Origin of the sequence: Pseudoxanthomonas spadix (assembly GCF_003703395.1) — a bacterium.
GTDB classification, from domain to species: Bacteria; Pseudomonadota; Gammaproteobacteria; order Xanthomonadales; family Xanthomonadaceae; genus Pseudoxanthomonas_A; species Pseudoxanthomonas_A spadix.
In genome coordinates, this window is the sequence record NZ_RDQN01000003.1 from 198,833 (window position 1) to 225,440 (window position 26,608).

A 26,608-nucleotide genomic window follows, 5' to 3' on the forward strand; every position below is an offset into this window, starting at 1 on the left:
AAGCGCGCCTGTGGCCCGCCGGCTTTTTCCTGGGTCCCGGGTCCCGGGTCCCGGGTCCCGGCCTCCCCATGACCCGCAAGTACTTCGGCACCGACGGCATCCGCGGGCGGGTGGGGCAAAGCCCGATCTCGGCCGATTTCATGCTGCGCCTGGGCAATGCCTATGGCCACGCGCTGGCCGCGCGCGTGCGCCGGGCCGGGGCCGGCAAGCCGATGGTGATCATCGGCAAGGACACGCGCATCTCCAACTACATGTTCGAGGCCGCGCTGGAAGCCGGGCTGGTGGCCGCCGGCGTGGACGTGCAGCTGATGGGCCCGATGCCCACCCCGGCCGTGTCGCACCTGACCCGCGCCCTGCGCGCCTCGGGCGGGATCGTGATCTCGGCCTCGCACAATCCGCATTACGACAACGGCATCAAGTTCTTCTCGACCGAAGGCGAAAAACTCGACGACGCCACCGAGCTGGCCATCGAGGTCGCCCTGGAACAGCCGTTCCGGACCGTGGCCTCCGAGCACCTGGGCAAGGCGGTGCGCACCCGCGATGCGGTCGGCCGCTACGTGGAAAGCTGCAAGAACTCGGTGCCGCGCGAGTTCGACCTGACCGGGATGAAGATCGTGGTGGACTGCGCCAACGGCGCCACCTACCAGGTCGCGCCGATCGTGCTGCGCGAGCTCGGCGCACGCGTGGAAGTCATCGGCGATGCGCCCAACGGCCTGAACATCAATGACGGGGTGGGTTCGACCCATCCCGAGCACCTGGCCAAGCGCGTGCTCCTGTCCGGCGCCGACCTGGGGATCGCCTTCGATGGCGACGGCGACCGGGTGCTGTTGGTCGATGGCCACGGCAAGGTGGTCGACGGCGACGGTCTGCTGTACGTGCTGGCCAGCGACTGGAAGCGCAGCGGCCGCCTGCACGGGGCCGTGGTCGGCACGCTGATGACCAACTACGGCCTGGAAAAGTCGCTGGGTGAGCAGGGCATCGCCTTCGTCCGTGCCCAGGTCGGCGACCGCTACGTGCACCAGGCGCTGGTCGATGGCGGCGGCGTGCTCGGCGGCGAAGCCTCCGGCCACATCCTGTGCCTGGACCGGGCCAACACCGGCGACGGCATCGTCAGCGCGCTGCAGGTGCTGGAAGTGCTGCGGCGCACCGGCCAGCGCCTGGACCAGGCATTGAAGGGACTGGTGATGCTGCCGCAGCAGACCGTCAACGTGCGCCTGGAGGGCGTATCGGCCAAGGACGTGGTCCAGGCGCCGGCGGTCAGGGCGGCACTGACCCAGGCCCAGCAGTGCGTGGCCGGGCGTGGGCGCGCGTTCCTGCGTCCGTCCGGTACCGAGCCGGTGGTGCGGGTGACGGTGGAAGCCGACGACGATGCACTGATGCAGGCCACCCTCGACGCCCTGGCCGGTGCGGTGCGTGCCGCGGCGTGAAAGGCTGCTGATCGCCCTGGGCGTGGTCATCGCCAAGGCGTTCACGTTCTGGGGCTTGTGTCTGCTCCTGCGTTAGCTGCGTGCCAGGCGATAAACTGGCCGGCCAAGCATGCTGACCGCCGATCGCCCATGAGCGCCATCCCCACCCTCGACATCGCCCGCTTCATCCATCCGACCAGCGCGGCCGATCGCGCCGCGTTCGTGGCCGAACTGGGCGCGGCCTACCGCCAGTGGGGCTTTGCCGGGATCGGCAATCACGGCATTGCGCAGGCGCAGATCGATGCGGCCTACGAGGTGTTCAGGGACTTCTTCGCGCTGCCGGAGCAGACCAAGCTCAAGTACTGCCTGCCCGGCAGCGGCGGGGCGCGCGGCTACACACCCTTCGGTGTGGAGACGGCCAAGGACTCAAGGCATTTCGACCTGAAGGAGTTCTGGCACATCGGCCGTGAGCTTCCGCCCGACTCCAGGTACGCCCAGGTGATGCCGCCGAACCTGTGGCCGGAGGAAGTGCCCGGCTTCCGCGAGCATGGCTACGGCCTGTACCAGCAGCTCGATGCACTGGGCAGCCATGTGCTGGCGGCGCTGGCGCTGCATCTGGGCTTGCCGGAAGACTATTTCCTGGACAAGACCGACTGTGGCAATTCGATCCTGCGGCCGATCCATTACCCGCCGATCACCAGCCAGGACATCCCCAACGTGCGCGCCGGCGCGCACGAGGACATCAACCTGATCACGCTGCTGGTCGGCGCCAGCGCCGCTGGCCTGGAAGTCAAGTCCAAGCAGGGCCAGTGGGTGCCCTTCACCAGCGATGCGGACACCATCGTGGTCAACATCGGCGACATGCTGCAGCGCCTGACCAACCACGTGTATCCCTCCACCACCCACCGGGTGACCAATCCGCCGGGTGAGGCAGCGCGCCAGCCGCGCTATTCGGTGCCGTTCTTCCTGCACCCCAATCCGGATTTCCTGATCGACGTGCTGCCTTCGACGATCACCCCGGACAATCCCAACCGCTATCCGGAAGCGATCACCGCACAGGGCTATCTGGAACAGCGCCTGCGCGAGATCAAGCTGAAGTAGGAGCACACCGCAGGGGCGCGATGGAGCGTTCCCGGTAAAGCCCCTCGCGGCCGCGTCCCAAGAAGGCGACAAAGGCCGCCCCCGTTCACCCCTGCGAGCGCACCCGCCGCGAGCTGCGCGCCATCAGGCGCAGCAGCCAGGCCTGTGGCAGATGCCGCAGTACCTGGTACAGCCCGCGATAGCGCCAGCCGGGAATGACCAGCACCTGGCCGCGGCGGACACCTTCGATGCCGGCGCGCACCACTTGCTCGGCGCTGAGCCAGACCCACTTGGGCAGCCTGGACATCTGCGCGCGGGTGCCGGTGACATCGTGGAACTCGGACCAGGTGAAGCCCGGGCACAGCGCGCACACGTGCACGCCGCGGTCGGCGTATTCCAGCGACAGTGACTGGCTCATCGCCAGCAGCCAGGCCTTGGCCGGTGCATACAGGGTCTGGCCATCCGCACCCGGGACCAGGGCCGCAAACGAGGCAACGTTGATGATCTGGCCGCTGCCGCTCTGGATCAGGTCTGGAAGCAGGCGCCAGGTCAGTTCGCTGGGCGCGGTCACCATCAGCTGCACGAAGCGTGCATGCACGGCCCAGTCGCGGGTCAGATAACGGCCGGCAACGCCATAGCCGGCATTGTTGACCAGGATCTGCACGGGCAGCCGGCGGCGCTGGAGTTCCGCCTGCAGACGCGCCGGCGCGGCCGGGTCTTCCAGATCCTCGGCAATGACCTGGACGTCCACCTGCGATGCCAGTTCGGCCGCCAGCGATTGCAGGCGATGGACCCGTCGCGCAGTGAGGATCAGCGGCACGCCAAGGGCGGCGTACTGCCGCGCGAATTCAGCCCCGATGCCGCTGGAAGCACCGGTGATCAGGGCATAGCCTCGGGCCGCCGTAGCATCCATGGATGCGCCTTTTGCTCTGGTTGAGGCGGCAGAGTGTGCATGACGTCCGTCGGCCTGGCATCGACACACGCTTCGGCCCCTTTGCAAGAGGGCGGACATATCGCACCGTCAACCGGTGACGACAGGCGCCGCGGTATGCTGTGGGCCCTATCCAGACAGGAGCCCCCATGCGCCGCAGGATCGTCGCCGGAAACTGGAAGCTGCATGGCAGCCGCGCCTTCGCCACCCAACTGGTGTCGGAACTGGTGGCCGCGCTGCCATTGGGCGGCGTGGAGCTGGTGATCCTGCCGCCACTGCCCTATCTGGGCGACCTGATCGAGGATTTCGAAGACCGGCCCATCGCATTCGGGGCGCAGGATGTCAGCGCCAACGAGAAAGGCGCCTACACCGGTGAAGTCTCCGCCGCGATGCTGGCCGATGTGGGCGCGCGCTACGGCCTGGTCGGCCATTCCGAACGCCGCCGCTATCACCACGAGAGCAACGCGCTGGTCGCGCGCAAGTTTCTCGCTGCACGCAACGCGGGCCTGACGCCGGTGCTGTGCGTGGGCGAAACCCTGGAGCAGCGCGAGGCCGGCCAGACCGAGGCGGTGATCGCCGACCAGCTCGAGTCGGTGCTGGCCCTGGCCGGCGTGGCCGCCTTCGACGGCGCGGTGGTGGCCTACGAGCCGGTCTGGGCGATCGGCACCGGCCGCAGCGCCTCGCCGCAGCAGGCCCAGGCGGTCCATGCCTTCATCCGTGGCGTGGTGGCGCGACACGATGCTAGAATTGCCGATTCACTGCCGCTGCTGTACGGCGGGAGCGTCAAGCCCGACAACGCCGCCGAACTGTTTTCGCAAGCCGATGTCGATGGTGGGCTGGTCGGAGGCGCCTCGCTGGTGGCTGCCGACTTCCTGGCCATCGCGCGTGCGGCGGCCGGCTGACCTCACGCGTATTAGAACGGCTCCGCTGCATGCCGGCGGGGTTCTTTACCGAGAAACCGATTCATGTCGATGTTGATGCTGATCCTCAATGTGGTCTACGTGGTGGTGGCGATCGCCATCATCGGGCTCGTGCTGATGCAGCGCGGCTCCGGTGCGCAGGCCGGCTCGGGCTTTGGTGCCGGTGCTTCCGGCACCGTATTCGGCTCGCGCGGCGCGTCCAACTTCCTGTCCAAGAGCACCAAGTGGCTGGCCGTGGCGTTCTTCGCCATCAGCCTGTTCATGGCCTGGAGCGCCTCGCGCACCGCCCACACCGGCAGCCAGCAGCAGGACCTGGGCCTGATGTCCGAGCAGCCGGCCGCCGCCGCACCCGAGCCGGCGGCGCCGCCGCCGCCGGGCGAACTTGCACCGCCGGCCAGCAGCCAACCAGCTGCTTCGGCCCCGGCCGCCGCCACGCCGGCACCGCCACCGCAGCAGGCTCCCGCTCCGGCGGAGTGACGCGTACAATGCCCGCCCGGCGCAGGTCGGGTTGGCAGACAGCTTTGCCCAGGTGGCGGAATTGGTAGACGCACTACCTTGAGGTGGTAGCGGCGAAAGCCGTAGGGGTTCGAGTCCCCTCTTGGGCACCAAACGAGCAGGACACGACAGAGGGCCTTGATGGCCCTTTGCCGTTGCTGGCATCGGCATTTTGCGCGGCTGGCCCGTCCAGTGGGCCATTTGAGCGACGTGTTGCGGCCCAGTGCGTTCGCAGTCGATGGCAGCGCCTCAAAACGTTTACTCACCAGTTCAGTGAACGCTACAATTGAACGGTTCGCTGCAGTGTCCGGTACGAATCAACGGAAGGAGACTGAAGCGGAGCGCCCGGCTTGGCCGGACCGGAGTACGGAAGACGCGGGTCGCGGCTTCCGGGCGCCAGGCCCACCGCAAGGGTGGACCCGCAAGACCGGACCCGTTTGCGACCTTCGCATCGCCTGCCGCATTGCAGCAGTAGACTGTGCCCAGTCGCCGGACCCCTACAGAGAGAACTGCGCGTGCTGGCCAATTACCTGCCGAACCTGCTTTTCCTGATCGTCGCCACCGGCATCGGCATCTCGTTGATGGTGATCGGTCGCCTGATCGGCCCCAGGCGCCCTGACGCCGAGAAACTCTCCCCCTACGAATGCGGCTTCGAGGCATTCGAGGACGCGCGCATGAAGTTCGACGTGCGCTACTACCTGATCGCCATCCAGTTCATCGTCTTCGATCTGGAAATCATCTTCATCGTGCCCTGGACCCAGGTGTTCATGGAAATCGGTGCGCGCTCCCTGGTCACCATGGGCCTGTTCGTGGGCATGTTGTTCCTGGGCTTCATTTACGTCTGGAAGAAGGGAGCGCTCGAATGGGAGTGATCCAAACCATCGACAAGCTGATGACCAACCCCGTGCCGGAGGGTCGGGTGGACGACATCCTGCGTCCCGAGGGCGACAATCCGCTGCTGGACAAGGGCTACGTCACCACCAGCGTCGATACGCTGATGAACTGGGCCCGCACCGGTTCGATGTGGCCGATGACCTTCGGCCTTGCCTGTTGCGCGGTGGAGATGATGCATGCCGGTGCCGCGCGCCTGGACCTGGACCGCTATGGGGTGGTGTTTCGCCCAAGCCCGCGCCAGGCCGACGTGATGATCGTGGCCGGCACCCTGGTCAACAAGATGGCTCCGGCGCTGCGCAAGGTCTACGATCAGATGCCCGACCCCAAGTGGGTGATCTCCATGGGCAGCTGCGCCAACGGCGGCGGTTACTACCATTATTCGTACTCGGTGGTGCGCGGCTGCGACCGTATCGTGCCCGTCGACATCTACGTGCCGGGCTGCCCGCCCACTGCCGAGGCGCTGGTCTACGGCATCCTGCAACTGCAGAAGAAGATCTGGCGTACCCAGACCATCGCCCGCTGAACCCCTTTATCTAGAGCACGCAAAGCCCCCATGGCAGAGCAAGCCGCTTATATCCAAGAGCTGTGCACGCGTTTGACCGACGCGGTCGTGACCGTGTCGCCCGCGGGCGAGACCACCATCGAGGTGCCGCATGCGCAATGGCATGCGCTGTGTCTGGCGCTGCGCGACAGCTTCGGCTTCGAGCAGCTCAGCGACCTGTGCGGGGTCGATTACCTGGGCTATGGCAGTGACGAGTGGGATACCGCGGATGTGTCCTCGCAGGGCTTCTCGCGCGGGGTGGAAGGCAAGGCCGTGGGCCGTTTCGCCTGGGGTGAGTTCCCCTCCCAGGAAAACGGCAACGCCGACGGTGTCCAGCCGATGCAGGTGCCGGTCCAGCGCTTTGCCGTGGTGGTCCACCTGATCTCGTACCAGCACAACCGTCGCCTGCGCCTGCGCTGCTATGCGCCCAACGACGACGTGCCGGTGGTGGCCTCGGTCACCGACATCTGGCCTGGCGCCAACTGGTTCGAGCGCGAGGCATTCGACCTGTTCGGCATCGTCTTTACCGGCCACCCGGATCTGCGCCGCATCCTGACCGACTATGGTTTCGTCGGGCATCCGTTCCGCAAGGATTTCCCGCTGATCGGCAACGTCGAAGTGCGTTACGACGCAGAGCGCAAGCGGGTGGTGTACGAGCCGGTGACCTCGGTCGAGCCGCGCGTGGGCGTGCCGCGCGTGATCCGCGAGGACCCCCGCTACCAGACCGCCGCCGGTGAAGCCGCAGCGCGGGAGTCGAGCAAATGAGCGCACACGTCAGGCCATCGCATGAAGCCTTCGCCAGCAATCCCAGCGAAGGCAAGCAGGAAATCCGCAACTACACGATGAACTTCGGCCCGCAGCATCCGGCCGCGCACGGCGTGTTGCGCCTGATCCTGGAAATGGACGGCGAAACCATCGTCCGTGCCGATCCGCACATCGGCCTGCTGCACCGTGGCACCGAGAAGCTGGCCGAGTCCAAGCCGTTCAACCAGTCGATCGGCTACATGGATCGCCTGGACTACGTGTCGATGATGTGCAACGAGCACGCCTACGTGCTGGCCATCGAGAAGCTGATGGGCATCCAGGCGCCCGAGCGCGCGCAGTACATCCGCACGATGTTCGACGAGATCACCCGGATCCTGAACCACCTGATGTGGCTGGGTTCCAACGCGCTGGACCTGGGCGCGATGGCGGTGATGCTGTACTGCTTCCGCGAGCGCGAAGAGCTGATGGACTGCTACGAGGCGGTCAGCGGCGCGCGCATGCATGCCACCTACTACCGTCCGGGCGGGGTCTATCGCGACCTGCCCTCGCAGATGCCCAAGTACAAGGAATCGCCCTGGCACAAGGGCGCTTCGCTCAAGCGCATCAACGCCGCGCGCGAGGGCTCGCTGCTGGACTTCCTGGAAGACTTCACCAGGACCTTCCCGAGCCGCGTCGACGAGTACGAAACCCTGCTCACCGACAACCGCATCTGGAAGCAGCGCACCGTGGGCATCGGCGTGATCACCCCGGACCAGGCGCGTGCCTGGGGCATGACCGGGGTAATGCTGCGCGGTTCGCAGATCGAATGGGACCTGCGCAGGAAGCAGCCCTACGCCAAGTACGACGCGATGGAGTTCGACATCCCGGTCGGCATGAATGGCGACTGCTACGACCGCTACCTGGTGCGCGTGGCCGAGATGCGCCAATCCAACCGCATCATCGCCCAGTGCGTGAAGTGGCTCAAGGCCAACCCCGGTCCGGTGATGGTGGAGAACTTCAAGGTCGCCCCGCCCAGGCGCGAGGCCATGAAGGACGACATGGAAGCGCTGATCCATCACTTCAAGCTGTTCAGTGAAGGCTACTGCGTGCCGGCCGGCGAGACCTATACCGCGATCGAGGCGCCCAAGGGCGAGTTCGGCTGCTACCTGGTGTCCGATGGCGCCAACAAGCCGTTCCGCGTGCACCTGCGCGCGCCGGGCTTCGTCCATCTTTCGTCGATGGACGCGATCGTGGTCGGGCACATGCTGCCGGACGTGGTCGCGATGATCGGCACCTATGATCTGGTGTTCGGCGAGGTGGACCGGTGAACGGCTCGGGACTCGGGTTTCGGGACTCGGGGCTCGGCGAACGTCGGTCCATGGCTCCCCTTTCTGCAACTGCACCAAGGTTTTTCGACGGTCCGGGCATTCCGGCGCATGGGCTCTTCCGAGTCCCGAGTCCCGAGTCCCGAGTCCCGGAGATTCACGCATGAGAGCCACAGGCAATTTCGAAAACGCGCGCCACGTCGATCCGATGGTCGTGCTGAGCGAAAAGACGCGCGCCCATATCGATCACTGGCTGAGCAAGTTTCCGCCGGACCGCAAGCGCTCGGCGGTGCTGCAGGGCCTGCATGCGGCGCAGGAACAGAACGGCGGCTGGCTCAACGACGAGCTGATCGCCGCGGTGGCCAGGTATCTGGACATTCCGGCCGTGTGGGCCTATGAGGTGGCCAGCTTCTACTCGATGTTCGAGCTGGAAAAGGTCGGCCGCCATAACGTGGCCTTCTGCACCAACATCAGCTGCTGGCTCAATGGCGGCGAAGAGCTGGCCCAGCACGCCGAGCGCAAGCTCGGTTGCAAGCGTGGCCAGTCCACCGCCGACGGGCGCATCTTCCTCAAGCGCGAGGAAGAGTGCCTGGCCGCCTGTTCGGCCGCGCCGATGATGGTCATCAACGGCCATTACCACGAACACCTCACACCCGAGAAAGTCGACGCACTGCTGGACGGGCTGGAGTAAGCGCATGGCAGATTCGCACGCATCCACCGGCCCGGTCGGGCCGGCGCCGCAGCCGCACCAGGTGGTCTACACCACGCTGCATTACGACACCCCGTGGTCCTACGAGAACTACCTCAAGACCGGCGGCTATGCGGCCCTGCGCAAGATCCTGGAAGAAAAGATCGCGCCGGCCGACGTCATCGAGATGGTCAAGGCCTCCAACCTGCGTGGCCGCGGCGGGGCGGGCTTTCCGACCGGTCTGAAGTGGTCCTTCATGCCCAAGGGCGACATGCAGAAGTACATCCTCTGCAATTCGGACGAATCCGAGCCTGGCACCTGCAAGGACCGCGACATCCTGCGCTACAACCCGCACTCGGTGGTGGAGGGCATGGCGATCGCCTGCTATGCCACCGGATCGACGGTGGGCTACAACTACCTGCGCGGCGAGTTTCACCACGAGCCGTTCGAGCATTTCGAACAGGCCCTGGCCGATGCCTACGCCAATGGCTGGCTGGGCCGGGACATCCTCGGCAGCGGCGTGAACATTGACATCCACGCCGCGCTGGGCGCCGGCGCCTACATTTGCGGCGAAGAGACCGCGCTGATGGAGTCGCTGGAAGGCAAGAAGGGCCAGCCGCGCTACAAGCCGCCATTCCCGGCCAACTTTGGCCTGTACGGCAAGCCGACCACGATCAACAACACCGAGACCTACGCCTCGGTGCCGGCGATCATCCGCAACGGTCCGGAATGGTTCCTGGGGCTGAGCAAGACCAAGAACGGTGGCCCCAAGATCTTCTCGGTCTCCGGCTGCGTGACCAAGGGCGGCAATTTCGAAGTGCCGCTCGGCACCACCTTCGATGAACTGCTGGAAATGGCCGGCGGCCTCAGGCCGGGCCGCACGCTCAAGGGCGCCGTGCCCGGCGGCGTGTCGATGCCGGTGCTCAAGGCCGAGCAGCTGGCCGGCCTGCAGATGGACTACGACACCCTGCGTGCGCTGGGCACCGGCCTGGGCTCGGGCGCCATCGTGGTGCTGGACGACAGCGTGTGCTGCGTGCGCTTTGCCTGCCGCATCAGCCAGTTCTTCCACAAGGAATCCTGTGGCCAGTGCACCCCGTGCCGCGAGGGCACCGGCTGGATGCACCGGGTGCTGGAGCGGATCGTCGCCGGCAAGGGCACGATGGAAGATCTACATCAGTTGAAAGCCGTGGCCGGCCAGATCGAAGGCCACACCATCTGCGCGTTCGGTGAAGCGGCGGCATGGCCCATCCAGGGCTTCCTGCGCCAGTTCTGGGACGAATTCGAGTACTACATCGTCAACGGTCGTTCGATTGTGGACGGTCCGCTGGAGGCTGCGGCATGAGTGCCCAACCGGTCGATCCCAAGGTCCCGCCGGATCACGTCACCATCGAGATCGACGGTCGCGTCCTGTACGCGCCCAAGGGCTCGATGATCATCCAGGCCGCCGACAAGGCCGGTATCCCGATCCCGCGTTTCTGCTACCACGACAAGCTGTCCATTGCGGCCAACTGCCGCATGTGCCTGGTCGATACGGAAATCGGTGGCCGCGGTGCGCCCAAGCCGTCGCCGGCCTGCGCCACGCCGGTGGGCGATGGCCTGAAGGTCTTCACGCGCAACGAGAAGGCGCTCAAGTACCAGCGCAGCGTCATGGAGTTCCTGCTGATCAACCATCCGCTGGACTGCCCGATCTGCGACCAGGGCGGCGAGTGCGAACTGCAGGACGTCTCGCTGGGCTATGGCCGTTCGGTCAGCCGCTTCAATGAGCGCAAGCGCACCGTGCCCGACGAGGACATCGGTCCGTTGGTCGCCACCGAGATGACCCGCTGCATCCAGTGCACGCGCTGCGTGCGCTTCACCGCCGAGATCGCGGGGACCTACGAGCTCGGCGGCATGTACCGCGGCGAGAACCTGCAGATCGGCACCTACGACGGCCAGCCGCTGACCACCGAGCTGTCCGGCAACGTGGTGGACGTGTGCCCGGTCGGCGCGCTGACCAACAAGGTGTTCCAGTTCCGCGCCCGTCCGTGGGAGCTGCAGGCGTACCCGTCACTGGGCTACCACGACCCGATGGGCTCGAACCTTTTCGTGCACGTGCGCCGCGGCGAAGTGCTGCGCACGGTGCCGCGCGACAACGAGGCGGTCAACGAGTGCTGGCTGTCCGATCGCGACCGTTATTCGCACCAGGGCCTCTATGCCCAGGACCGCGCGGTCAAGCCGCTGCAGAAGGTCGACGGCGAATGGAAGGAAGTGAGCTGGGCCGAAGGCCTGGCCGCCGCCGCGCAGATCCTCAAGGCGCACCAGGGCGATGACCTGGGCGTGCTGGTCCATCCGGCCACCTCGAACGAGGAGGGCGGGCTGCTGGCCAGGCTCGCCGCAGGGCTGGACAGCGGCAATCTCGACCACCGCATCCTGTCGTGCGACCTGTCCGATGGCGCAGTGGCGCAGCCGTTCGCGCTGCCGCTGGCCGACATCGAGAAGGCCGGCGCGATCGTGGTGTTCGGCAGCAACCTGCGCCATGAGCTGCCGCTGCTGCACCAGCGCATCCGCAAGGCCAACCGCAACGGCGCCCAGGTGCACGTGGTCAATCCGGTGGATTTCGAGTTCACCTTCGCCACCACCGGCAAGTACATCGTGCCGCCCTCGCAGCTGGCTGACGCACTGGACAATGCCGAACTGCGCGACGCGGTGAAGGGCGCCAGCTCGGCCGTGGTCATTGTGGGTGCGATCGCCGAAAACCACCCGCAGGCTTCGGCACTGCGCAAGGCCGCGGCCGACTTTGCCGCGGCCACCGGCGCTGCGCTGTGCCGGATCCCGCAGGGCGCCAACGCCGTGGGCCTGACCCGCGCCGGGGTGCTGCCGACCGGCAGTGACGCGGCCGAGATGGTGTCCAGGCCGCGTGCTGCGTATGTGATCTACGGGATCGAGCCGGGCCTGGATTTCGCCCATGGCTTTGCCACCCAGAAGGCGCTGGCCGCAGCCAAGGTCGTGGCCTTCAGCCACTTCGCCTGCGCCTCCACCCGCCGCCTGGCCGATGTGATCCTGCCGATCGGTGCGCTGCCGGAAATCGAGGCGACCCTGACCAACCTGGACGGCCGCGAGCAGCGCGCCCAGGCCGGCGGCAAGCCGCCGGGCGAGGCACGCGAAGGCTGGAAGGTGCTGCGCGCCCTGGGCGGCGCGCTGGAACTGCCAGGCTTCGAGTTCACCGACCTGGCCGGTGCCCGCGCCAGCCTGGCTGGTGCCGCCACCGTGACGCCCAGGGCATCGGCGGCGCCGTCGCTGGCGGGCGAGGGGCTGGAAGTGGTGACCACCGCGGCGATCTACCGCACCGACGGCTTCGTCCGTCGCGCCAGCGCGCTGCAGTCGCATCCGCTCAACGCCGCGCCGGCCGTGAGCCTGCACCCGGACGACGCCAAGGCCGCCGGGCTGGCCGACGGCCAGGTGGTCAAGGTGCAGGCCAGTGACGGAACGGCCACCCTGCCGGTGGTGATCAATGACCGTGTCGCACCGGGTTCGGTGTGGATCGAGTCGGGCCATGGCGCGACCGCGCCCATCGGTGCCGGCCGTGTGAAGGTGGTGGCTGCATGAACGAGCTGTTGATCAATGGGGTCAGCCCGCTGCGCGACTGGCTGCTGGGCCTGGGCGCCATCGGCGTGATCGTGTGGATCGTGCTGAAGATCCTGGTGATCGCCATGCCGGTGATCATTTCGGTGGCCTTCTACGTGGTCTGGGAGCGCAAGCTGATCGGCTGGATGCACGTGCGCCACGGGCCGATGTACGTCGGCATGGGCATCTTTCAGGCCTTTGCCGACGTCTTCAAGCTGCTGTTCAAGGAAATCATCCAGCCAGCCAGCGCGCAGAAGTCGATTTTCGTCATCGCCCCGCTGATCACCCTGGCGCCATCCTTCGCAGCCTGGGCGGTGGTGCCCTTCGATGGCCAGCTGGTGTTGTCCAATGCCAACGCCGGGCTGCTGTATCTGCTGGCGATGACCTCGCTGGGCGTGTACGGCATCATCCTGGCCGGCTGGGCCTCCAACTCCAAGTACGCCTTCCTGGGCGCGCTGCGCTCGGCCGCGCAGGTGGTCAGCTACGAGATCGCGATGGGCTTTGCGCTGGTGGGCGTGATGATCGCGGCCGGCAGCCTCAACCTGTCGGCCATCGTCGAGGCCCAGCGCGGCAATGCCGGCTTCCTGGAGTGGTACTGGCTGCCGCTGTTGCCGCTGTTCATCGTGTACTGGGTGTCCGGGGTGGCCGAGACCAACCGCGCGCCGTTCGACGTGGTGGAAGGCGAATCGGAAATCGTCGCCGGGCACATGGTGGAGTACTCCGGCTCGGCGTTCGCGCTGTTCTTCCTGGCCGAGTACGCCAACATGATCCTGGTCAGCTTCCTGATCTCGATCTTCTTCCTGGGTGGCTGGCTGAGCCCGATCCAGGGCTGGGTCGAGGCGGACGTCTCCCCGTGGGTCGACTGGATCTGGCAGGGTGGCTGGCCGTGGCTGTTTGCCAAGGTGTTCTTCTTCGCCAGTGCCTACATCTGGTTCCGCGCCAGCTTCCCGCGCTACCGCTATGACCAGATCATGCGGCTGGGCTGGAAGGTGTTCATTCCCCTGACCATCGTGTGGATCGCAGTGACCGCACTGATGGTCTTCTACGGCGTCATCCACCGAGGCGCCTGACCCCTATGAACAAGATCGCCCATTACTTCAAGAGCCTGTTGTTGCTTGAGCTGCTGCAGGGTCTGTGGCTGACCCTCAAGTACACCTTCAAGCCCAAGTACACGATGATGTACCCGATGGAAAAGTTCCCGCAGTCGCCGCGCTTCCGCGGCCTGCACGCGCTGCGCCGCTATCCCAACGGGGAAGAGCGTTGCATTGCCTGCAAGCTGTGCGAAGCGGTCTGCCCGGCGCTGGCGATCACCATCGATTCGACCAGGCGCGAGGATGGCACCCGCCGCACCACGCGCTACGACATCGACCTGTTCAAGTGCATCTATTGCGGCTTCTGCGAGGAAAGCTGCCCGGTGGACTCCATCGTGGAAACCCACATCCTGGAGTACCACTTCGAAAACCGTGGCGAGAACATCGTCAACAAGCAGCAGCTGCTGGCCATTGGCGACCGACTCGAGTCGGAAATCGCCGAGCGCCGTGCCGCCGACGCCGCCTTCCGCTGAGGACGAGATGGACTGGGTACTGATCAGCTTCTACATCTTCGCCGCCGTGGCCGCCCTGTCGGGCGCGGCAGTGATCAGCGTGCGCAACCCGGTGCACGCGGTCCTGTTTCTCATCCTGACCTTCTTCAGCGTGGCCTGCACCTGGCTGCTGGTGGGCGCCGAGTTCCTGGGCGTGGCCCTGATCCTGGTGTACGTCGGCGCGGTGATGGTGCTGTTTTTGTTCGTGATCATGATGCTGGACATCGACGTGGCCAACCTGCGCGAGGGGTGGGTCAGGTTCCTGCCGGTGGGCATCCTGGTGGCGGTGGTCATGCTGGTCCAGATGCTGGTGCTGATCGGGATCAAGGCCAAGACCGGCGCGCCGCTGCCGGACAACGCGGCCTCGGTGGCGGCCGAGACCTCCAACATCACCTGGCTGGCGCGCACGCTGTTCACCGAATTCCTGCTGCCGTTCGAGTTCGCCGCGGTCATCCTGACCGTGGCGGTGATCGCCGCGGTGATGCTGACCCTGCGCAAGCGCGAAAACGTCAAGACCCAGGACGTGTCGGAGCAGACCAGGGTCAAGGCCAGCAACCGCTTGCGCATGGTGCACATGGAGTCGGTGCGCCCGGTGGTGGCTGTTCCGGAAACGCCGGCCGACGATTCGCAGGAGACCAAGCCATGATCACCCTGGGACACCTGCTGGCCCTGGGCGCGGTGCTGTTCTGCATCTCGCTGGCGGGCATCTTCCTCAACCGCAAGAACATGATCATCCTGCTGATGTCGATCGAGCTGATGCTGCTGTCGGTCAACATCAACTTCGTGGCCTTCTCGCGCCAGTTGGGCGATCCGGCCGGGCAGCTGTTCGTGTTCTTCATCCTCACCGTGGCCGCGGCCGAGGCCGCGATCGGCCTGGCGATCCTGGTCGCGCTGTTCCGCAGCCGGCGCACGATCAACGTCGCCGAAGTCGACTCCCTCAAGGGCTGATGTACTGATGATGGGCGAAATCCTCCTTTCCAAGTCCATGCTGGTCGCCGTGGTGCTGGCGCCGTTGCTGGGCAGCATCGTGGCCGGCCTGTTCGGCCGCCAGGTCGGCCGTGTCGGTGCGCACACCATCACCATCCTGGGCGTGGCGATCAGCTGCGCACTGTCGTGCTGGGTGCTTTACCAGCTGGCCTTCAACGGTGCGGCGCCGTTCAACGAAAACCTCTACACGCTGTTCGACATCGGCAATTTCCATGGCCACGTCGGCTTCATGGTCGATCGCCTGACCGCGATGATGATGGTGGTGGTGACCTTCGTGTCGCTGCTGGTCCACATCTACACCATCGGCTACATGGCCGACGACGACGGCTACCAGCGCTTCTTCAGCTACATCTCGCTGTTCACCTTCAGCATGCTGATGCTGGTGATGAGCAACAACTTCCTGCAGCTGTTCTTCGGCTGGGAGGCGGTGGGCCTGGTGTCCTACCTGCTGATCGGTTTCTGGTTCAAGCGCCCGACCGCGGTGTTTGCCAACCTGAAGGCGTTTCTGGTCAACCGGGTGGGCGACTTCGGCTTCCTGCTGGGCATTGCCGCGGTGCTGCTGTGGTTCCGCACGCTGGACTACAGCGCGGTGTTCGCCAGCGCGCCGATGCTCAAGAACATGTCGTTGACCCTGATCGAGGGTCATCCGTGGCAGGTCTCGACGGTGATCTGCATCTGCCTGTTCATCGGTGCGATGGGCAAGTCGGCCCAGGTGCCGCTGCACGTGTGGCTGCCCGACTCGATGGAAGGCCCGACCCCGATCTCGGCCCTGATCCACGCCGCGACGATGGTCACCGCCGGCATCTTCATGGTGGCGCGCATGTCGCCGCTGTTCGAACTGTCGCAGGCGGCGCTGGACTTCGTGCTGTTCATCGGCGCGACCACGGCCTTCTTCACCGGCCTGATCGGCATCGTCCAGAACGACATCAAGCGCGTGATCGCCTACTCCACGCTGTCCCAGCTGGGCTACATGACCGTGGCGCTGGGCGTGTCGGCGTACAGCGCAGGCGTGTTCCACCTGATGACCCATGCCTTCTTCAAGGCGCTGCTGTTCCTGGGCGCCGGCTCGGTGATCATCGGCATGCACCACGAGCAGGACATGCGCAGGATGGGCGGGCTGCGCAGGTACATGCCCATCACCTACGTCACGATGATCATCGGCACCCTGGCCCTGGTCGGCACGCCGTTCTTCTCCGGGTTCTACTCGAAGGACACCATCATCGAGGCCGCCGGCCACCACGCGCAACAGGCGCACGGCTGGGTTGCCTCCTACGGCTACTGGGCGGTGCTGGGCGGGGTGCTGGTGACCAGTTTCTACAGCTTCCGCCTGCTGTTCCTGACCTTCCACGGCGCTGAACGCTTCCGCGATCCCCATGTCGCGCAGGAATCGCAGCACGGCGCAGCCGCGCACACCGATGCGGAGGCACAGGTGCACGCCGATGATCGCGGCGTGCAGGCCCATGGCGATCACGCCCATGACGAGCACGGGCATGGCGCGCATGAGCCGCACGAGTCGCCGTGGGTGGTGACCGTGCCGCTGATCCTGCTGGCGATCCCCTCGGTGCTGATCGGCTTCTTCACCATCGGCCCGATGCTGTTCGGCACCAACTGGGCGGGGCATCACGCCGAGGCGGCAGTGCCTGGACAGGAGGTGGGCTTCTTCACCGGCATCATTGATTTCTACGAGCCTGCACGCGATACGGTCGGGGCGCTGGCCGAGGAATTCCACGGTCCGGTGGCGTTTGCGCTGCACGGCATCTGGGCCTGGCCGTTCGCGCTGACCGTGCTCGGTTTCGTGCTGGCCGCGCTGCTGTACCTGGTGCTGTCGCCGGAATGGCCGGCCAGGCTGCGCCAGCGCTTCTCGGTGCTGGTGAAGATCCTGGAGGCCAAGTACGGCTTCGACATCCTGTGGATCGACGGTTTCGCCGCTGGCGGTGTCCAACTGGGCAAGCTTTCGCGCTGGATCGATACGCGCATCATCGATGGGTTCTTCGTCAACGGCAGCGCCCGGGTGGTCGAGCTGGCCTCGCAGCTGCTGCGCCGCACCCAATCCGGTTTCCTCTACCACTACGCCTTCGCCATGATCCTCGGCCTGATTGCACTGCTGGCCGCAGTCATGACGTACTGGCGCTGATCTGTACGGATACGAACACGTGTCGAACCTGCTGAGCATTCTGATCTGGCTGCCGATCCTCGGCGGTGCCCTGGCACTGGCGATGGGGGCCGGACGCGCGCAAGCCGCACGCTGGCTGGCCCTCATCGTCGCGCTGCTGACCTTCCTGGCGAGCATTCCGTTGCTGACCCACCTGCAGTGGGGCAGCGGCGAGATCCAGTTCGTCGAGAAGCACGCCTGGGTGTCGGCCTTCGACATCTGGTATGCGCTGGGGGCCGATGGCATCTCGGTGGCGCTGATCGTGTTGACCACGCTGACCACGCTGCTGGCGTTGATCGGCGCCTGGACGGCGATCGACAAGCGGGTCAACCAGTACGTGGCCGCCTTCCTGATGCTGGAAGGCATGATGATCGGCGTGTTCAGTGCCACCGACGCGATCCTGTTCTACGTGTTCTTTGAAGCGATGCTGATCCCGATGTTCCTGATCATCGGCATCTGGGGCGGCCCGCGCCGCATCTATGCGTCGATCAAGTTCTTCCTGTACACCTTCCTCGGCTCGGTACTGATGCTGGTCGGGTTGATCTACCTGTACATGAAGGGCGGCGAGCTGGGCCATGCAAGCTTCCAGTTCGCCGATCTGTACATCCTGCCGCTGACGGCCAGGGAACAGACCTGGTTGTTCTTCGCCTTCCTGATCGCCTTCGCGGTCAAGGTGCCGATGTTCCCGTTCCACACCTGGCTGCCGGACGCGCATGTGGAGGCGCCGACTGCAGGCTCGGTGATCCTGGCCGCGATCATGCTCAAGATCGGTGGCTATGGCTTCCTGCGCTTCTCGCTGCCGATCACGCCCGATGCGGCCCACGAGTGGGGCCAGCTGGTGATCGTGCTATCGCTGATCGGCATCGTCTACGTCGGCCTGGTGGCGCTGGTGCAGGAGGACATGAAGAAGCTGATCGCCTATTCGTCGGTCTCGCACATGGGCTTTGTCACCCTGGGCACCTTCATTGCCGCCGGCCTGATGCGCGATTACGACAACGGCGATGCCGCGCGCCTGGGCCTGCAGGGCGCGGTGGTGCAGATGATCTCGCATGGCTTGGTCTCCGGCGCGATGTTCTCGCTGGTCGGCGTGGTCTACGACCGCATGCACACGCGCATGATCAAGGACTACGGCGGGGTGGCCAATGTCATGCCCTGGTTTGCGGTGTTCTTCGTGTTCTTCGGCATGGCCAACTCGGGCCTGCCGGGCACCAGCGGCTTCGTTGGCGAGTTCATGGTGATCCTGGCCAGCTTCCAGAAGCATCCCTACATCGCCGTGGTCGCGGCGCTGACCCTGATCATCGGCGCCGGCTACACGTTGTGGCTGGTCAAGCGCGTGCTGTACGGGGAAGTGGCCAACAGCCACGTCGCCGAACTGAAGGACATCAACTGGCGCGAAGCCCTGGTGCTGGGCGTGTTCGCCGCCGGCACGCTGGCCATCGGTGTGTATCCCAAGCCGCTGACCGACCTGCTCGAGCCGTCGATCGCGCAACTGGCGATGCAGCTCGCCACCAGCAAGCTGTAAGGACTCCAACGTCATGGCCGCCCCGATGCTTTCCTCCGCCCCCGTCACCGACCTGCTGCCGATCATTCCGGAGCTGGTCGTGGTTGCCGGTGCCTTCGCGCTGCTGATCCTGGACGTGTTCCTGGACGCGCGCCGCCGCGTCGTCACCCACGGCCTGACCCTGGTGGTGCTGGCGATCGCCTTGGTCCTGCTGGTGACCCACGTCGGCTGGGATGCCGCAGGCGCCAGGACGGTGTTCAACGGCATGTTCGTGCGCGATCAGCTGGCCGATGTGATCAAGGCCGCGATCGTGCTGGTCTCGGGCCTGTCGCTGGTCTATGGCTGGCCGTACCTGCGCGAGCGCAACCTGTATCCGGGCGAATTTCCTGTGCTGGTGCTGTTCGCCAGCGCCGGCATGATGATGCTGGCCTCGGCCGGCAGCCTGGTGATGGTCTACCTGGGCCTGGAACTGCTGTCGCTGTGTTCGTATGCGCTGGTCGGCATGAACCGCGACAACGGCCTGGCGACCGAGGCGGCGATGAAGTACATCGTGCTCGGGTCGATCGCTTCGGGCTTGCTGCTCTACGGCATGTCGCTGGTCTACGGTGCGACCGGTTCGCTGGAGCTGTCGCAGATCAACGCCGCCATCGCCGGCATTGCCGATCGCCCGATGCTGCTGACCGGGATGGTGTTCATGGTCTGCGGCATCGCCTTCAAGCTGGGCGCCGCGCCGTTCCACATGTGGCTGCCGGACGTCTACCAGGGCGCGCCGACGCCGATCACGCTGTTCATCAGCGCCGGTCCCAAGCTGGCCGCCTTCGCCATGGCCTATCGCGTGCTGGAGCAGGGCGTGGGCCCGACTTCGCCGCAGTGGCAGCTGTTGCTGGCCGGCCTGGCCGCACTGTCGCTGATCATCGGTAATGTCGTGGCCATCGCCCAGCGCAACCTCAAGCGCATGCTGGCCTATTCGACCGTGTCGCACATGGGCTTCCTGCTGCTCGGCCTGGCCGGCGGTGGACCCGAGGGCTATGCAGCGGCGCTGTTCTACGGCATCACCTACGCGCTGATGTCGGCCGCCTCGTTCGGCGCGATCCTGGTGCTGTCGCGCCGCGGTTTCGAAGCGGAGATGATCGACGATTTCAAGGGGCTGAGCTCGCGCAGCCCGTGGATGGCCGGCATGGTGCTGTGCGTGATGGCCTCGCTGGCCGGGGTGCCGCCGTTCCTGGGCTTCTGGGCCAAGCTGGTGGTATTGCGCGCGGCCTTGAACGGCGACCTGATGTGGCTGGCGCTGCTGGCGGTGGTGTGCGCGGTGATCGGCGCGTTCTACTACCTGCGCGTGGTCAAGGTGATGTACTTCGACGAGCCGGTTGGCGCATTGCCGGCGCCGCGCGCGGGCAAGGTCGTGCCGTTTCTGTTTGGCGTCAACGCGCTGGGCCTGCTGGTGCTGGGTCTTGCCTGGAACCCATTGATGACCTGGTGCAAGGCCGCCTTCGGCCTGTGATCCATTCAGTCGCCAAGGTGTCACAGGGCTTGCCTATTTTCCTGTAATTCTCCATAATTCCGCTCCTGATGCGGGGTGGAGCAGTCTGGCAGCTCGTCGGGCTCATAACCCGAAGGTCGCAGGTTCAAATCCTGCCCCCGCTACCAATGAATCTACGTTCGAGATGACGTAGTCGCTTCAGAAGTTTCTGTTGCGGGGTGGAGCAGTCTGGCAGCTCGTCGGGCTCATAACCCGAAGGTCGCAGGTTCAAATCCTGCCCCCGCTACCACGGAAAATCTGCATCGGCGACGATGCAGCGGTGGTACACGAAACGGCGTTCCCGGCAACGGGCTCGCCGTTTTCGTTTGTGCTGGATCGTGGGGTTTCGGGCCAGGGCTTGCGATCGTCCAGACGGGGGTTTCCCTGCAGCGACTTTGCGCAGCTGCTTCACTGGATCTGTCGATCCTTGTCAAGGCGACGCGCCCATGTGCATGCCCACATGGCTTCAGAACGCGTCGAGGGAGCGAATCCTGCGGCGGTGGATAGATCGAGGAACGCATGAACAAGCGCGCGGGTTGGAGTCTGGGAATCGGCATGGCATTGGGCGCCGCGCTGGGCGTGGGCTTTGGCGCGGCCATGCATGACATCGGTGCCGGCCTGGCGGTCGGGCTCGGCCTGGGTGCCGTGCTCGGTGCGTTCAAGCTCAGCCAGAAAAAACGCCGCTGACCCATGAGGGCCGCCGCGCATGCGGTCACATCGGCCGGCGTGATGCGTCCTGTCCCACAAGGGCCCCGCACGGCGGCGTGTGGTGCGGCCCGGACAGGAGCAACGACATGAAACGCCATCGCGGCATCGTGGTATTGGTACTGGGCATCGCCCTGGGCGCGGCCCTGGGCGCGGCGACTGGGGAGATGGGCCTGTGGCTGGGCATGGGCGCCGGCATCGGCGCGGGCTGGATGGCGCTGCTGGGCGGGATCGATCGCGGCCGTCGCTGCCTGCGCGGGCGCGCGCGCGACTGACGCGTATCATGCGCGCTCGCTGAAACTGCCCACGGAGTGCGCCGCATGTTCGACACCTCGGTCCAGCTGGATTGCGCCGGGCGCCTGCTGCGTCTGGACCGTCCGCGGGTGATGGGCATCGTCAACGTCACCCCCGATTCGTTCTCCGACGGCGGCGCGCACGACACCCTGGAGGCGGCCGTCGCCCATGGCCTGCAACTGGCTGCCGAAGGCGCCGACCTGCTGGACGTCGGCGGCGAGTCCACCCGCCCGGGCGCGCAGCCGGTGCCGCTGGAAGAAGAGCTGCGCCGGGTGGTGCCGGTGATCGAGCGGCTCGCGCGCCAGACCACGCTGCCGATCAGCATCGATACCTTCAAGCCGGCGGTGATGCGCGCGGCGGTGGCCGCCGGCGCCGGCATGATCAACGACATCCGCGCACTGCGCGAGGACGGCGCGCTCGAAGCGGCCGCCGAACTCGGCGTGCCGGTGGTGCTGATGCACATGCTGGGCCAGCCGCAGTCGATGCAGGACGCGCCGGTGTATGACGACGTGGTGGGCCAGGTGCATCGGTTCCTGGCCGAGCGGATCCTTGCCGCGGAAATGAGCGGCATCGACAGGAAGAAGCTCGTGGTCGATCCCGGCTTCGGCTTCGGCAAGACCACCGCGCACAACCTGGCGCTGCTGGCCCAGCTGCAGCGCTTTGGCGAACTGGGGGTGCCGGTGCTGGCCGGGCTCTCGCGCAAGCGCAGCATCGGCGAAATCACCGGGCGCCAGGTGCCGGCCGAGCGTCTGGCCGGCTCGGTGGCCGCGCACCTGATCGCCGCCCAGCGCGGCGCGATGATCCTGCGCGTGCATGACGTGGCCGCCACGGTCGACGCGCTGAAGGTCTGGGCGGCGGTGGCTGCCGTGCCGATGCCGCGTGCCGATGCGCCGGCGGCGCAGGTCCGCTGGCCCGACGAAGATTGACCAGCTCAGCTCAGCGCAGGGCAGGGAGCTGGGCGATGATCTGGGCGACCGTGCCTTCGACCGGGCCCTTGGGCACCACCCGCACGGCGCGTTCATCGGCCGCTGGCGGTTCCAGCGTGGCGAGCTGGTCATCGAGCAGGCTGGCCGGCATGAAATGGCCGGACCGGTGTCCGATGCGCTGCTCCAGGGTGGCGCGGTCCACGTCCAGCCACACGAACACCATGTCCGGATCGGCCTGGCGCAGCACATCCCGGTAGCGGCGCTTGAGGGCCGAGCAGGACACCACCACGCGGTGCTGCAATGCGCGTTGCTCGGCGATCCACGCGGCCACCTTCTGCAGCCACGGCAAGCGGTCGGCATCGTCCAGGGCGATACCGGCGCGCATCTTCTCCACGTTGGCGGCCGGGTGCAGGTCGTCGGCGTCGAGCACATGACAGTCCAGCTCGGCGCCGAGCAGGTTGGATATCGTGGTCTTGCCGGAGGCCGAAACGCCCATCACCACCAATGTCCCGGGATTGCTCATGGCTGCGCCTTCGCGTGAAAGGAATCGGATCGGATCAGGGCGAGGCGGTGCAGCCGTCGCCGTACGGCACTGGGCCGCGTCGCGGTCTGCCGGCCGCGCCGGTCACCTTGCGCGCTTGCCGGTGCGCGACCTGGCCGCGGGCGGCGATGTGACGGCCTTGGTCGCGGTCTTCGCCGCGTGCCTGGCAGGCGCCTTGGTCGCGTTACGTTTCGCCGGCGCCTTGGCAGGCGCGGCCGCGGCCGCCTTCGGGGCGCGCTTGTTCTTCGTCGCGCCTGGATCGACTGGACGCCGCGCACGCTGCGGCGGACGCGTGCGGCCCGGCGTCAACACCCGCCAGGTGCGTCCGCCGTCCAGCGCCAGCAGCGCATCGGCTGCGGCCGGGCCGGCGCTGCCGGCGGCGTAGTTGGGGAATTCGACCGCTGGCTGCCTGGCCCAGGCATCCAGCACCGGCTGCACGATGCGCCAGGCCGCATCGACCATGGCCGCGTCCTGGAACAGGCCGGCCTCGCCGCGCATGCAGTCGTGCAGCAGGCGCTCGTAGCCGACCGTGTTCTGCTGCGGGAACCAGTCGCGGTAGCGGAAGTCCATCCGCACCGGCGCCAGGGCCACCGGATAGCCCGGGCGCTTGACGTCGAACTGCAGCGAGATGCCCTCATCCGGCTGGACGTGCAGCACCAGCCAGTCCGGTCCGTAGCCGCCCACGGCGGTGTGCCGGAACGGCGCCAACGGCGCCGGCTTGAAACGGATCGCCACCTCGGTGGTACGGGTGCGCAGGCGCTTGCCGGTGCGCAGGTAGAACGGCACCCCGGCCCAGCGCCAGCTGTCGATGGCCAGCTTGATCGCCACGTAGGTTTCGGTGTCCGAGGTGGGCGAGACCGTGTCCTCGTCGCGATAGGCCGGCACCGCCTCGCCATTGACCGTGCCGGCCGCATACTGGCCGCGCACCACATCATCCGGGCCCAGCGGACGCACTGCCTCGATCACTTCCGAGCGCCGGCGCAGCATCGCCTTGGGGGTGAACTCGCTGGGCGGTTCCATCGCCACCATTGCCAGCAGCTGGAACAGGTGGTTGGGCACCATGTCGCGCAGTGCGCCGGTGGGTTCGTAGAAGCTGCCGCGGCCTTCCACGCCGATCGTCTCGGCGGCGGTGATCTGCACGTGGTCGATGCGGTCCCGGTTCCAGACCGGTTCGAACAGGCCGTTGGCGAAACGGAACGCCAGGATGTTCTGCACCGTCTCCTTGCCCAGGAAATGATCGATCCGGAACACCTGGTCCTCGCTCAGCACCTTGCCGATCTGGGCATTGAGCGCGCGGGCGCTGTCCAGGTCGTGGCCAAAGGGTTTTTCGATGATGACCCGGCGCCATGGGCCCTCCTGCGCCTGCTTGACCAGGCCGGCGCGGCCCAGTTCGCTGACCGCCTGGCCAAAGAAACGCGGTGCGGTGGCCAGGTAGAACAGCGCATTGCCCTGGGTACCGTGCCTGTGGTCCAGCTCGGCCAGGCGCGTCTTGAGCGCGCGGTAGTCCGTGGCCACGGTGAAGCTGCCGCGCTGGTAGTACATGCGTCTGGACAACCAGCGCCAGGTGTCCTCGTCGATGCCGTCGGCCTGGAATTCGCCGCCCCCGCGCTTGGCCTGGCCACGCAGCGCATCGCCGATCATGCGCCGCCAGGCGGCCTCGCTGATGTCGCCGTGATCGAAGCCGACGATGGCGAAGCGCTCGTCCAGCTGCCCGGCGCGCCTGAGGTTGTACAGCGCCGGCATCACCAGGCGCCGGGCCAGATCACCGCGCGCGCCGAACAGCACCAGTACGCACGGCGGCGCCAGGGCGGAGGAGTCGGTCACGCCGGGGGACGGGGTATCGTTCATGCATGAACCTCCGCGCTGGTGCGCTTGGCGTTGTGGGCGTCGTTGAGACGGTAGGCGGCGTTGACCAGCGCCACGTGCGAATACCCCTGCGGGAAATTGCCCAGCATGCGCTTGCTGCGCGGGTCGTATTCCTCGGCCAGCAGGCCGACATCGTTGCACAGGGCCTGCAGGGTGTCGTAGAGCGCGGTGGCCTGCTCGGTACGGCCGATCATCACCAGCGCCTCGACCAGCCAGAAGCTGCAGGCCAGGAAGGTGCCTTCGCCGGGGGGCAGGCCATCGGCGTGGTCGTGGGTGTGATAGCGCTGGACCAGGCCATCGACAGTCAGTTGCGCCTGGATCGCCTCGACCGTGGCCACGATCCGCGGATCGTCTGCCGGCAGGAACCCCACCAGTGGCATCAGCAGCAGGGCCGCGTCCAGCGCATCGCTGTCGTAGCTCTGCACGAAGTAGCCGTCGGCGTGCAGGCCGCGTTGCAGGATCTGCGCATGGACCTGCTCGGCCTGCACCTGCCAGCGCTGCCGATCTTCCTGGCTGAAGCCGCTCTGGTCATTCTGCGAGGCCAGATGGAAGGCCAGCCACGCCATCAGCTTGGAATGGGTGAAATGGCGGCGTTCGGAGCGCACTTCCCAGATGCCTTCGTCCGGCTCCTGCCAGCGGGCCTCCAGCTCCTGCAGGAAGGCGCGCTCGAGCTGGTTGCCATCTCTGCCGACCTTCATGCCGCGCATGCGCGCCACCTCGAACAGCGCGATCAGCTCGCCGTAGACGTCCAGCTGGAACTGGCACGCGGCCGCGTTGCCGATCCGGACCGGGGCCGAGCCCTCATAGCCGGGCAGCCAGTCGGCGACCCATTCCTGCAGCCGGCGTTCGCCGCCGACCCCGTACAGCGCCTGCAGCTGGTCGGGCGTGCCGGCCACCGCGCGCTTGACCCAGTCGCGGAATGCGCCGGCTTCATGGCGGAAACCGGCGTTCATCAGTGCCAGCAGGATGAAGCTGCTGTCGCGCAGCCAGCAGTAGCGGTAGTCCCAGTTGCGCTGGCCTGCGATCTTTTCCGGCAACGAGGCGGTGGGCGCGGCGACGATCGCGCCGGTGGGCAGGTAACTCAGGCCCTTGAGCACCACCAGCGAGCGCCTGACCTGCGCGCTCCAGCGCCCGGCCGGTGCGCAGCGCGCGGACCAGTCTTCCCAGAAGGCCAGGGTGGCCTCCAGCGCATCCTGCGGTTCCAGCGCCGGTGGGCGCTCCAGGTGCGAGGCGCCGTGGCTGAGCACGAACCAGGTCGATTCACCGGCGGCCAGGGTGAAATCGGACTGCGAGGTCAGGTCGCGGCCTTGCATCGCCACCGGCGTGCGCAGCAGTACCTGATCGGGACCGGCCACGGCCCGCAGCGCATCGTCGTCCTCGGTCACCCACGGCACGATGCGGCCATAGCCGAAGCGCAGGACCAGCTCGGTGCGCATCGGCACGCGGCCCTGGACGCCCTCCAGGCAGCGCACCAGGTGGCTGTGCGGATGGCCGTTGCCACTGGCAACCATGAAGTCGATCATCCTGACCACGCCGGTGGCGGTGGTGAAGGTGGTTTCCAGGATCAGGCTGCCGTCCAGATAGCGGCGCGTGCTGGTGGCCTGGTCGTCCTGCGGACACAGCAGCCAGCGGCCGTGTTCCGGGGTGCCCAGCAAGGCGGCGAAGACCGCATCGGAATCGAACCGGGGCAGGCACAGCCAGTCGATGGAGCCGTTACGGGAGACCAGGGCGGCGCTGCGGCAGTCGCCAAGCATTGCGTAGTCTTCGATCGGGGTCGACATGGGTCCTGTTCCGGTAAAAACGTGGCAGTTCTACCAGCGCCCATGTCGTCCCGGCGTGCGGGTTCGGTGCCATCGGCAGGACACACGGTGTCGGCGCGGCCCGGCGCGCGGGCCGATGTGCTTGCAA

Annotated in this window: 25 protein-coding genes and 3 tRNA genes; 24 read left to right on the forward strand and 4 right to left on the reverse strand. The window is 66.6% G+C overall.

Features of this window, described 5'->3' with window-relative positions:
* Positions 1 to 68: 68 nt before the first annotated feature.
* Together glmM and D9R12_RS06130 are read left to right on the forward strand one after the other, a co-directional pair.
* Complete coding sequence (gene glmM, locus D9R12_RS06125; RefSeq protein WP_122229084.1) at positions 69 to 1,427, forward strand: phosphoglucosamine mutase; 1,359 nt, start codon at positions 69 to 71, stop codon at positions 1,425 to 1,427.
* Positions 1,428 to 1,556: 129 nt separating this feature from the next.
* Positions 1,557 to 2,507, forward strand: a complete 951-nt coding sequence (locus tag D9R12_RS06130; protein ID WP_122229086.1) for an isopenicillin N synthase family dioxygenase — start codon at positions 1,557 to 1,559, stop codon at positions 2,505 to 2,507.
* An 85-nt stretch (positions 2,508 to 2,592) separates the two neighbouring features.
* Here D9R12_RS06130 and D9R12_RS06135 read toward each other — a convergent pair whose 3' ends face one another.
* Positions 2,593 to 3,399 carry an SDR family NAD(P)-dependent oxidoreductase gene (locus D9R12_RS06135; RefSeq protein WP_122229088.1) on the reverse strand — a complete coding sequence of 269 codons (807 nt, stop codon included), beginning with the start codon at positions 3,397 to 3,399 and terminating at the stop codon, positions 2,593 to 2,595.
* Positions 3,400 to 3,566: 167 nt separating this feature from the next.
* Here D9R12_RS06135 and tpiA point away from each other — a divergent pair, with 167 nt between their 5' ends.
* The 22 genes from tpiA to folP all read left to right on the forward strand — a co-directional run bounded on the left by tpiA (position 3,567) and on the right by folP (position 22,293).
* On the forward strand, positions 3,567 to 4,319 hold the full coding sequence (gene tpiA, locus D9R12_RS06140) for a triose-phosphate isomerase (RefSeq protein WP_122229090.1): 753 nt from the start codon (positions 3,567 to 3,569) through the stop codon (positions 4,317 to 4,319).
* 69 nt (positions 4,320 to 4,388) lie between these two features.
* Positions 4,389 to 4,814, forward strand: a complete 426-nt coding sequence (secG, locus tag D9R12_RS06145) for a preprotein translocase subunit SecG (RefSeq protein ID WP_122229422.1) — start codon at positions 4,389 to 4,391, stop codon at positions 4,812 to 4,814.
* A 46-nt stretch (positions 4,815 to 4,860) separates the two neighbouring features.
* Positions 4,861 to 4,945: transfer RNA gene (locus D9R12_RS06150), tRNA-Leu, on the forward strand.
* Between the two features lie 402 nt (positions 4,946 to 5,347).
* Positions 5,348 to 5,704 (forward strand): NADH-quinone oxidoreductase subunit A, encoded by a 357-nt coding sequence (locus D9R12_RS06155; protein ID WP_014160237.1) that lies wholly within the window; start codon positions 5,348 to 5,350, stop codon positions 5,702 to 5,704.
* Positions 5,695 to 6,249 (forward strand): NuoB/complex I 20 kDa subunit family protein, encoded by a 555-nt coding sequence (locus tag D9R12_RS06160; protein ID WP_014160238.1) that lies wholly within the window; start codon positions 5,695 to 5,697, stop codon positions 6,247 to 6,249. The genes D9R12_RS06155 and D9R12_RS06160 overlap by 10 nt, the downstream gene beginning before the upstream one ends.
* Positions 6,250 to 6,279: 30 nt before the next feature.
* Positions 6,280 to 7,032 carry an NADH-quinone oxidoreductase subunit C gene (locus D9R12_RS06165; RefSeq protein ID WP_122229093.1) on the forward strand — a complete coding sequence of 251 codons (753 nt, stop codon included), beginning with the start codon at positions 6,280 to 6,282 and terminating at the stop codon, positions 7,030 to 7,032.
* Complete coding sequence (locus D9R12_RS06170) at positions 7,029 to 8,339, forward strand: NADH-quinone oxidoreductase subunit D (protein ID WP_014160240.1); 1,311 nt, start codon at positions 7,029 to 7,031, stop codon at positions 8,337 to 8,339. Before D9R12_RS06165 ends, D9R12_RS06170 begins: the two co-directional genes overlap by 4 nt.
* 160 nt (positions 8,340 to 8,499) lie before the next feature.
* Positions 8,500 to 9,027, forward strand: a complete 528-nt coding sequence (gene nuoE / locus D9R12_RS06175; protein WP_122229095.1) for an NADH-quinone oxidoreductase subunit NuoE — start codon at positions 8,500 to 8,502, stop codon at positions 9,025 to 9,027.
* Between the two features lie 4 nt (positions 9,028 to 9,031).
* Positions 9,032 to 10,366 carry an NADH-quinone oxidoreductase subunit NuoF gene (nuoF, locus tag D9R12_RS06180; protein WP_122229097.1) on the forward strand — a complete coding sequence of 445 codons (1,335 nt, stop codon included), beginning with the start codon at positions 9,032 to 9,034 and terminating at the stop codon, positions 10,364 to 10,366.
* Positions 10,363 to 12,609 (forward strand): NADH-quinone oxidoreductase subunit NuoG, encoded by a 2,247-nt coding sequence (gene nuoG / locus D9R12_RS06185; protein WP_122229099.1) that lies wholly within the window; start codon positions 10,363 to 10,365, stop codon positions 12,607 to 12,609. The genes nuoF and nuoG overlap by 4 nt, the downstream gene beginning before the upstream one ends.
* Positions 12,606 to 13,697, forward strand: coding sequence for an NADH-quinone oxidoreductase subunit NuoH (gene nuoH, locus D9R12_RS06190; protein ID WP_122229101.1), 1,092 nt, complete (start codon positions 12,606 to 12,608; stop codon positions 13,695 to 13,697). The genes nuoG and nuoH overlap by 4 nt, the downstream gene beginning before the upstream one ends.
* 5 nt (positions 13,698 to 13,702) lie before the next feature.
* Positions 13,703 to 14,191, forward strand: a complete 489-nt coding sequence (nuoI, locus tag D9R12_RS06195) for an NADH-quinone oxidoreductase subunit NuoI (RefSeq protein ID WP_014160245.1) — start codon at positions 13,703 to 13,705, stop codon at positions 14,189 to 14,191.
* 7 nt (positions 14,192 to 14,198) lie between these two features.
* Positions 14,199 to 14,855, forward strand: a complete 657-nt coding sequence (locus D9R12_RS06200; RefSeq protein WP_014160246.1) for an NADH-quinone oxidoreductase subunit J — start codon at positions 14,199 to 14,201, stop codon at positions 14,853 to 14,855.
* A complete protein-coding gene (nuoK, locus tag D9R12_RS06205; protein WP_014160247.1) occupies positions 14,852 to 15,157 on the forward strand; it encodes an NADH-quinone oxidoreductase subunit NuoK in 306 nt (101 codons plus the stop codon). The genes D9R12_RS06200 and nuoK overlap by 4 nt, the downstream gene beginning before the upstream one ends.
* 7 nt (positions 15,158 to 15,164) lie before the next feature.
* On the forward strand, positions 15,165 to 17,330 hold the full coding sequence (nuoL, locus tag D9R12_RS06210; RefSeq protein WP_170159167.1) for an NADH-quinone oxidoreductase subunit L: 2,166 nt from the start codon (positions 15,165 to 15,167) through the stop codon (positions 17,328 to 17,330).
* A 19-nt stretch (positions 17,331 to 17,349) separates the two neighbouring features.
* A complete protein-coding gene (locus D9R12_RS06215) occupies positions 17,350 to 18,870 on the forward strand; it encodes an NADH-quinone oxidoreductase subunit M (protein ID WP_122229103.1) in 1,521 nt (506 codons plus the stop codon).
* 13 nt (positions 18,871 to 18,883) lie between these two features.
* Entirely contained in the window at positions 18,884 to 20,350 is a 1,467-nt protein-coding gene (gene nuoN / locus D9R12_RS06220; RefSeq protein WP_122229105.1) for an NADH-quinone oxidoreductase subunit NuoN, read from the forward strand.
* Positions 20,351 to 20,419: 69 nt separating this feature from the next.
* A tRNA-Met gene (locus D9R12_RS06225) sits at positions 20,420 to 20,496 on the forward strand.
* A 45-nt stretch (positions 20,497 to 20,541) separates the two neighbouring features.
* Positions 20,542 to 20,618 (forward strand) — tRNA-Met (locus D9R12_RS06230).
* A gap of 269 nt (positions 20,619 to 20,887) precedes the next feature.
* Positions 20,888 to 21,055 carry a glycine zipper domain-containing protein gene (locus D9R12_RS15740; RefSeq protein ID WP_170159168.1) on the forward strand — a complete coding sequence of 56 codons (168 nt, stop codon included), beginning with the start codon at positions 20,888 to 20,890 and terminating at the stop codon, positions 21,053 to 21,055.
* A 107-nt stretch (positions 21,056 to 21,162) separates the two neighbouring features.
* Complete coding sequence (locus D9R12_RS06235) at positions 21,163 to 21,348, forward strand: hypothetical protein (RefSeq protein ID WP_014160252.1); 186 nt, start codon at positions 21,163 to 21,165, stop codon at positions 21,346 to 21,348.
* A gap of 45 nt (positions 21,349 to 21,393) precedes the next feature.
* Positions 21,394 to 22,293, forward strand: a complete 900-nt coding sequence (gene folP / locus D9R12_RS06240; RefSeq protein ID WP_014160253.1) for a dihydropteroate synthase — start codon at positions 21,394 to 21,396, stop codon at positions 22,291 to 22,293.
* A gap of 10 nt (positions 22,294 to 22,303) precedes the next feature.
* On the opposite strand, the gene D9R12_RS06245 is transcribed toward folP, so the two are convergent.
* From D9R12_RS06245 to D9R12_RS06255, 3 genes are all read right to left on the reverse strand, one after another.
* On the reverse strand, positions 22,304 to 22,816 hold the full coding sequence (locus tag D9R12_RS06245; protein ID WP_043290443.1) for a gluconokinase: 513 nt from the start codon (positions 22,814 to 22,816) through the stop codon (positions 22,304 to 22,306).
* Positions 22,817 to 22,918: 102 nt separating this feature from the next.
* Entirely contained in the window at positions 22,919 to 24,682 is a 1,764-nt protein-coding gene (gene zwf / locus D9R12_RS06250) for a glucose-6-phosphate dehydrogenase (protein WP_122229106.1), read from the reverse strand.
* The gene (locus D9R12_RS06255; protein ID WP_122229107.1) at positions 24,679 to 26,481 is read right to left on the reverse strand and encodes a glycoside hydrolase family 15 protein; all 1,803 of its coding nucleotides are present in this window, start codon (positions 26,479 to 26,481) and stop codon (positions 24,679 to 24,681) included. Before D9R12_RS06255 ends, zwf begins: the two co-directional genes overlap by 4 nt.
* Positions 26,482 to 26,608 lie beyond the last annotated feature (127 nt).